This window comes from Klebsiella sp. MS 92-3, from assembly GCF_000195655.1.
GTDB lineage: Bacteria > Pseudomonadota > Gammaproteobacteria > Enterobacterales > Enterobacteriaceae > Klebsiella > Klebsiella pneumoniae.
The window spans coordinates 1-7,454 of sequence record NZ_GL882786.1 but is presented as its reverse complement, the minus strand read 5'-3'; the positions used below and the strand labels follow the sequence as shown (position 1 = coordinate 7,454).

At 58.4% G+C, this 7,454-nt stretch carries 7 protein-coding genes; 6 read left to right on the top strand and 1 reads right to left on the bottom strand.

Annotation, left to right across the window (positions count from 1 at the left end; translation table 11 throughout):
* The first annotated feature begins 19 nt into the window (after nt 1-19).
* From xylB to yiaA, 3 genes are all read left to right on the top strand, one after another.
* Nucleotides 20-1,474 (top strand): xylulokinase, encoded by a 1,455-nt coding sequence (gene xylB, locus HMPREF9538_RS18135; RefSeq protein WP_004150156.1) that lies wholly within the window; start codon nt 20-22, stop codon nt 1,472-1,474.
* A 168-nt stretch (nt 1,475-1,642) separates the two neighbouring features.
* Nucleotides 1,643-2,014 carry an inner membrane protein YiaB gene (gene yiaB, locus HMPREF9538_RS18140; RefSeq protein WP_002922133.1) on the top strand — a complete coding sequence of 124 codons (372 nt, stop codon included), beginning with the start codon at nt 1,643-1,645 and terminating at the stop codon, nt 2,012-2,014.
* Between the two features lie 31 nt (nt 2,015-2,045).
* Nucleotides 2,046-2,492 (top strand): inner membrane protein YiaA, encoded by a 447-nt coding sequence (yiaA, locus tag HMPREF9538_RS18145; protein WP_004188180.1) that lies wholly within the window; start codon nt 2,046-2,048, stop codon nt 2,490-2,492.
* A 26-nt stretch (nt 2,493-2,518) separates the two neighbouring features.
* Here yiaA and HMPREF9538_RS18150 read toward each other — a convergent pair whose 3' ends face one another.
* Entirely contained in the window at nt 2,519-3,514 is a 996-nt protein-coding gene (locus tag HMPREF9538_RS18150) for an acyltransferase (RefSeq protein WP_004173929.1), read from the bottom strand.
* A gap of 179 nt (nt 3,515-3,693) precedes the next feature.
* Here HMPREF9538_RS18150 and HMPREF9538_RS18155 point away from each other — a divergent pair, with 179 nt between their 5' ends.
* From HMPREF9538_RS18155 to glyS, 3 genes are all read left to right on the top strand, one after another.
* Entirely contained in the window at nt 3,694-3,993 is a 300-nt protein-coding gene (locus HMPREF9538_RS18155) for a YsaB family lipoprotein (RefSeq protein WP_002922129.1), read from the top strand.
* Between the two features lie 127 nt (nt 3,994-4,120).
* Nucleotides 4,121-5,032, top strand: a complete 912-nt coding sequence (gene glyQ / locus HMPREF9538_RS18160; RefSeq protein ID WP_002922128.1) for a glycine--tRNA ligase subunit alpha — start codon at nt 4,121-4,123, stop codon at nt 5,030-5,032.
* A gap of 9 nt (nt 5,033-5,041) precedes the next feature.
* Nucleotides 5,042-7,111 carry a glycine--tRNA ligase subunit beta gene (gene glyS / locus HMPREF9538_RS18165; RefSeq protein ID WP_009484607.1) on the top strand — a complete coding sequence of 690 codons (2,070 nt, stop codon included), beginning with the start codon at nt 5,042-5,044 and terminating at the stop codon, nt 7,109-7,111.
* Nucleotides 7,112-7,454: the final 343 nt, after the last annotated feature.

Here is a 7,454-nt window from a genome sequence, read left to right as displayed (position 1 = left end):
GCGTTTAAGGAGAGGGAGTATGTATATCGGCATCGATCTGGGGACGTCGGGCGTCAAAGCCATTCTGCTCAATGAGCAGGGTGAGGTAGTGGCATCGCATACCGAAAAACTCACCGTCTCGCGTCCGCATCCGCTGTGGTCGGAGCAAGATCCCGAACAGTGGTGGCTGGCGACGGACACGGCGATGAAAGCCCTGGGCGCGCAGCATAGCCTGCGCGACGTGAAGGCGCTGGGCATTGCCGGGCAGATGCACGGCGCCACCCTACTGGATAAATCGTTACAGGTGCTGCGTCCGGCCATTTTATGGAATGACGGCCGCTGCGCCGAAGAGTGCCAGCTGCTGGAAGACAAAGTCAGCGCTTCCAGGCAGATCACCGGCAACCTGATGATGCCGGGCTTTACGGCGCCGAAGCTCTTATGGGTACAGCGGCACGAGGCGGCAGTGTTCAGCCAGGTCGATAAAGTGCTGCTGCCCAAGGATTATCTGCGCCTGCGCATGACCGGCGAGCTCGCCAGCGATATGTCTGACGCCGCCGGCACGATGTGGCTGGACGTCGCCCGGCGCGACTGGAGCGACGAGATGCTCGCCGCCTGCGATCTCAGTCGGGATGCGATGCCAGCGCTGTTCGAAGGCAGCGACGTCACCGGGCAACTGCGACCTGAGGTGGCGCAGGCGTGGAATATGCCGCCGGCGCTGGTGGTGGGCGGCGGGGGCGACAACGCCGCGGGCGCGGTCGGGGTCGGCATGGCCGATGCCGGTCAGGCGATGCTGTCGCTGGGCACCTCAGGCGTCTACTTCGCCGTCAGTGAAGGGTTCCTTAGCAAACCCGAAAGCGCGGTGCACAGCTTCTGCCATGCCCTGCCGGGCCGCTGGCATTTGATGTCGGTGATGCTCAGCGCGGCCTCCTGTCTGGACTGGGCGGCAAAATTAACCGGTCTCGCCAGCGTGCCGGCGCTGATCGCGGCGGCGCAGACGGCGGATGAAAGCGCCGGTCCGGTGTGGTTCCTGCCCTATCTGTCGGGCGAACGCACGCCGCACAACAACCCGCAGGCCAAGGGCGTCTTTTTTGGCCTGACGCATCAGCATGGGCCGGCAGAGCTGGCGCGGGCGGTGCTGGAAGGGGTGGGCTATGCGCTGGCGGATGGTATGGACGTGGTGCACGCCTGCGGCATCAAGCCGCAGAGCATCACGCTTATCGGCGGCGGGGCGCGCAGCGCTTACTGGCGGCAAATGCTGGCGGATATCAGCGGCCTGCAGCTCGATTACCGTACCGGGGGCGATGTTGGCCCGGCGCTGGGGGCGGCCAGGCTGGCGCAGCTGGCGGTTCACGACGAGGCAGACCGCCCCGGGCTGCTGAAGCCGCTGCCGCTTGAACAAGCCCATCGCCCAGACGATCGCCGTGTGGCCCACTATGCGCCGCAGCGGGAAACCTTCCGCCAGATTTATCAGCAACTGAAACCGCTGATGTCTTAGCCTCAGTCCGTCCGGCAGCGCCGGGCGGATTCCCTTCCTGAATGTCCCGGCTACATCCATCCATAAATGCGTATTTATTTATTCCGAAATCTCCGCTTTGTCGTACGTAATCTGAGGCATCGCCGAGGGAGTCGGTCATAATCAGCCCCTGTCGACCAGGGAGGTGAGATGATCACAAAACGCAATATTGCCAGGGGGATGATGGCGACAGGATCGCTGGTTTATCTGCTCGGTATCTGGCGGACCTGCCCGCTGTTCAGCGGCAAAGGGTATTTTCTCGGCGTGCTGGTGATGGGGATGTTTGCTGTTCTCGCCCATCAGCGCGCCAGTCAGTGGCAGGAACAGGACGACGGTTTTATTGCCTTATGCCGGCTGGTGCTGCTGCTATCGGTCGGCCTGCTGCTGGTCGGCGCCTGGTATGTACCGGCAGACTGGCATGAAAAAGCCGTCTATATCGCGGCATGGTTTGTCTGCTTATATGGCGCATCGGCAACCCCCGAACGGACCCGCATCGCCCGCGCGATGCAAAAAACGGAATAAGCGCCGCCCCGAGGCGCGTAAAAGGTAAAAAGTGATGGAAAACAAGCACGCGACGTATTCTCCTGCGTTTCATTTGATCTCCTGGATTGCCCTGATCGGCGGCATTGTCACCTATCTGGTGGGGCTGTGGAATGCCGATATGCAGTTGAATGAGAAAGGCTATTATTTTGCCGTCCTGGTACTGGGGCTGTTTGCCGCGGCATCTTATCAAAAGACGGTGCGCGATAAGTATGAAGCCATTCCGACCACCGCGCTGTACTACACCACCTGTCTGGTGGTCTTCGTTATCGCTGTAGGTCTGCTGGTTATCGGACTGTGGAATGCCACTCTGCTGCTCAGCGAGAAAGGGTTCTATGGGCTGGCGTATTTTTTGAGCCTGTTTGGCGCTGTTGCGGTACAGAAAAACGTGCGTGATGTCTGGGACCCGACGCGCTTACGGGAACCTCTCAGCGTGACGGAAGAGGGGCCTGAGACGTAAGTCGGGCCCCTCCGGGCGGCGGACCGTTAGCTGACCAGCCGGCGGCTATCAATCCGCTGCACCAGGCCTGACAGCAGCAGGCTGCCGAGCAGGGCGGCGCTAAATATCCACACAATATCCAGCAGCGGCCAGCGGGATAGCTCCAGATGGCTGGCGCGCAGCGCATGCACTATCAGGGCATGAAAGCCGTAGATCCCCAGCGAATGTCGCGCAATGCAGGCGATACCGGGCAGGGGACGCGCGTTAAGCCAGTTTTTGGCCAGCGTCAGCAGGGTGACCGCGCAAACAAACACCGCCGGTCCGCAGTAGAGATACCAGGTGTCGCCGAAGTCTCCGCGCCAGCGCAGCTCATGCAGCGTGCCGCGGGAAATGACCCACACGGCGGCGATGAACAGCGCGGCGCAGAGCGGTGTTAGCCATTTTTTATCGGTGTCCAGGGTGCCAATGGCTCTGCCCAGCACGCCGTAGAGCACGTAGTAGAAGGTGTCGCCGTTGATATAGAGGTTGACTGGCAGCCACTCAATCCCGGCGGCTTTAACGCTGACCATATTGGGGTTGGCCAGAATGCCGAGGATCGCCATCAGCGCCAGCAGCATTGTGCTACTGGTGGACTTAACCTGAAGCAGCGGCGAGAGCAGGTAGATGACGGTGATAGCAAAGAAAAACCACAGGTGGTAGAAGACGGGCTTCTGCAGCAAATTCTTTAACGACAGCTCGACGTTGATATGGGTAAACAGCGTGATATACAGCAGAGATAGCGCGCTATAGAACGCAATGCACAGGCCAATCCGCCAGAAATGGCGCGGCTGGGCGCTGCGTTCCCCAAAAAAGAGGTAGCCCGAGATCATAAAAAACAGCGGCACGCTGACGCGGGAGGCGGAATTGAGCAGATTGGCGATATCCCATTGCAGCAGGGTAATCGCATGGGGGTGAGTGATATACCAGCTGGTGCTGTGGATCATCACCACCATCATGCAGGCGATGCCGCGCAGGTTGGTGATCCAGTGTATCTTTTCTTGCATCAGTCCCTCAATGTCTGCTGGCGAAATAAGATATGACCTGCCCGGTTTCCCGGTGTCGCAATAGATTAGTCTGAGTTTTCGGTCACAGACTTGTCGCAGTTTCATGATATTCGCAAAATACCTGTAATACTGAATCTTTAGGATAACAACTTGCTAACAAGGCGGTGGAGGAGAACGTGGTGAAAGGTGTTGTTTCCGTCATGCTGGTGCTGCTCCTCGCGGGCTGCAGCGAGACCGTCTCCCCGCCGACGCAAAAAGCGCAGCGCGCTCGTATTACGCCGCAAACCACGCTCAATATGGCGCAGCTTTGCAAGGATCAGGCGGCTATCCGCTATAACACGCAAACGCAGCTCGTTGACGTGAACCACTTTGAACAATTCCAGGCGAGCTATGAGCTTTCTGGCCGTACCGGCAAGAATGAGCGTTTCATCTGTTCCTTTGACCCGGACGGCCAGTTTATGCATCTTTCGATGCGCTGAATCGACCCCGCCTGGCGTAAATTTCGTCCGTTTTCCTGAAACAACGCCGTTTCGTACTGTATATCTCGCAGCCAGCGGGTATACTGACTCCTTCCTTTAAATCCACACGTATCCAGCACGAAATCATATGCAAAAGTTTGATACCAGGACCTTCCAGGGCCTGATCCTGACCTTACAGGATTACTGGGCTCGTCAGGGCTGCACCATTGTTCAACCACTGGACATGGAAGTCGGCGCCGGCACCTCTCACCCGATGACCTGCCTGCGCGCGTTAGGACCGGAGCCGATGGCGACCGCCTACGTGCAGCCTTCCCGTCGTCCAACCGATGGCCGCTATGGCGAAAACCCGAACCGTTTACAGCACTACTATCAGTTCCAGGTGGTGATTAAACCCTCTCCGGACAACATCCAGGAGCTGTACCTCGGGTCGCTGAAAGAGCTGGGTATGGACCCGACTATCCACGACATTCGCTTTGTCGAAGACAACTGGGAAAACCCGACGCTGGGCGCCTGGGGTCTGGGCTGGGAAGTGTGGCTCAACGGCATGGAAGTGACGCAGTTCACCTACTTCCAGCAGGTCGGCGGCCTCGAGTGTAAGCCGGTGACCGGAGAGATCACCTACGGTCTGGAGCGTCTGGCGATGTACATCCAGGGTGTGGACAGCGTCTATGACCTGGTCTGGAGCGATGGCCCGTTGGGGAAAACCACCTACGGCGACGTGTTCCACCAGAACGAAGTGGAGCAGTCCACCTATAACTTCGAATATGCCGACGTCGACTTCCTGTTCACCTGCTTCGAACAGTATGAGAAAGAGGCCCAGCAGCTGCTGGCGCTGGAGACCCCGCTGCCGCTGCCGGCCTACGAGCGTATTCTGAAAGCGGCTCACAGCTTCAACCTGCTGGATGCGCGTAAAGCCATCTCCGTCACCGAGCGTCAGCGCTATATCCTGCGCATTCGCACCCTGACTAAAGCAGTGGCGGAAGCGTACTACGCTTCCCGTGAAGCGCTCGGCTTCCCGATGTGCAACAAGAATAAATAAGAGGCGGCCATGTCTGAGAATACTTTTCTGGTGGAAATCGGCACTGAAGAGCTGCCACCAAAAGCGCTGCGCAGCCTGGCGGAATCTTTTGCTGCGAATGTGACCGCGGAGCTGGATAACGCTGGCCTTGCGCACGGTAAAGTGGAATGGTTTGCCGCCCCGCGTCGTCTGGCGCTGAAGGTGGCCAACCTGGCGGCGGCGCAAGCCGATCGCGAAGTGGAAAAACGCGGCCCGGCTATTGCCCAGGCGTTCGATGCCGAAGGCAAGCCAAGCAAAGCGGCCGAAGGCTGGGCGCGCGGCTGCGGTATCACCGTCGATCAGGCCGAACGTCTGACCACGGACAAAGGCGAGTGGTTGCTGTATCGCGCCCATGTGAAGGGTGAAAGCACCGAAGCGCTGCTGCCGAACATGATTGCCAGCTCGCTGGCGAAGCTACCGATCCCGAAACTGATGCGCTGGGGCGCGTCTGACGTCCACTTCGTGCGTCCGGTACACACGGTGACTTTGCTGCTGGGTGACAAAGTGATCCCGGCCACTATCCTCGGTATTCCGTCCGATCGCGTGATTCGCGGCCATCGCTTTATGGGCGAGCCGGAGTTCACCATCGACCATGCCGACCAGTACCCGCAGATCCTGCTGGAGCGCGGTAAAGTCATTGCCGATTACGAACAGCGTAAAGCCAAAATCAAAGCCGATGCGGAAGAGGCGGCGCGTAAGATTGGCGGTCAAGCCGATCTGAGCGAAAGCCTGCTGGAAGAAGTCACCTCGCTGGTGGAATGGCCGGTGGTACTGACGGCGAAGTTCGAAGAAAAATTCCTCGCGGTGCCGTCTGAAGCGCTGGTTTACACCATGAAGGGCGACCAGAAGTACTTCCCGGTCTACGACAACGCCGGTAAGCTGCTGCCGAACTTTATCTTCGTCGCTAACATCGAGTCGAAAGACCCGCAGCAGATCATCTCCGGTAACGAGAAGGTAGTCCGTCCGCGTCTGGCCGATGCCGAGTTCTTCTTCAACACCGACCGTAAAAAACGTCTGGAAGACAACCTGCCGCGTCTGGAAACCGTGCTGTTCCAGCAGCAGCTGGGGACGTTGCGCGACAAGACCGATCGCATTCAGGCGCTGGCGGGCTGGATTGCCGAGCAGATTGGCGCTGACGTGAACCACGCGACCCGCGCGGGCCTGCTGTCCAAGTGCGACCTGATGACCAACATGGTCTTCGAGTTCACCGACACCCAGGGCGTGATGGGGATGCACTACGCGCGCCATGATGGCGAAGCGGAAGATGTGGCCGTGGCGCTGAACGAACAGTATCAGCCGCGCTTTGCCGGCGACGCGCTGCCGTCTAACCCGGTGGCCTGCGCGGTGGCGATTGCCGATAAGATGGACACCCTGGCGGGTATCTTCGGTATCGGCCAGCACCCGAAAGGCGATAAAGACCCGTTTGCGCTGCGCCGCGCCGCGCTGGGCGTCCTGCGTATTATCGTCGAGAAGAACCTGAATCTCGATCTGCAAACGCTGACTGAAGAGGCGGTGCGTCTGTACGGTGAGAAGCTGACCAACGCCAACGTGGTTGATGACGTGATCGACTTTATGCTGGGCCGCTTCCGCGCCTGGTATCAGGACGAAGGCTACGGTGTCGACACTATCCAGGCGGTACTGGCGCGTCGTCCAACCCGCCCGGCGGATTTCGATGCGCGTATGAAGGCGGTATCGCACTTCCGTACTCTGGAAGAGTCCTCCGCGCTGGCGGCGGCGAACAAGCGTGTCTCCAACATCCTGGCGAAATCCGACGAAACGCTGAACGACATCGTTCACGCTTCGGTGCTGAAAGAAGCGGCGGAAATTAAGCTGGCGGGCAATCTGGTGGTGCTGCGCGACAAGCTGCAGCCGTACTTCGCCGCAGGCCGCTATCAGGATGCGCTGATTGAGCTGGCTGCGCTGCGCGAGCCGGTGGATGAGTTCTTCGAGAACGTGATGGTTAACGCTGAAGACAAAGATGTTCGCATCAACCGTCTGACGCTGCTGTCCAAACTGCGCGAGCTGTTCCTGCAGGTAGCGGATATTTCTCTGCTGCAGTAAGCGTATCGGAAATAATAAAAGACCTGCCTCAGGGCAGGGTTTTTTATACGTGAAATATAAATAGGTGAACCGCTAATAATTCTGTCATTGATATCTTCATTATTTTCATTCATCGATAAGAAATGTTTAGGAATATATAAACATAATTCCGCGAGGTATTTACGCTAGAATGGCGGCGGGTGCTTGAGACTGTGTGTCTCAGGTATTCAGCGGGAGACAGACAGAGAAAAGCCCCACCTGATAGTAATCAAAGTGAGGCTCCCCTATGCATGAACACCATAAGAGTAGCCTCTTACTTGTTGAAAATCAACACGGTGTATGGGTCCACCACATATTGCAATTT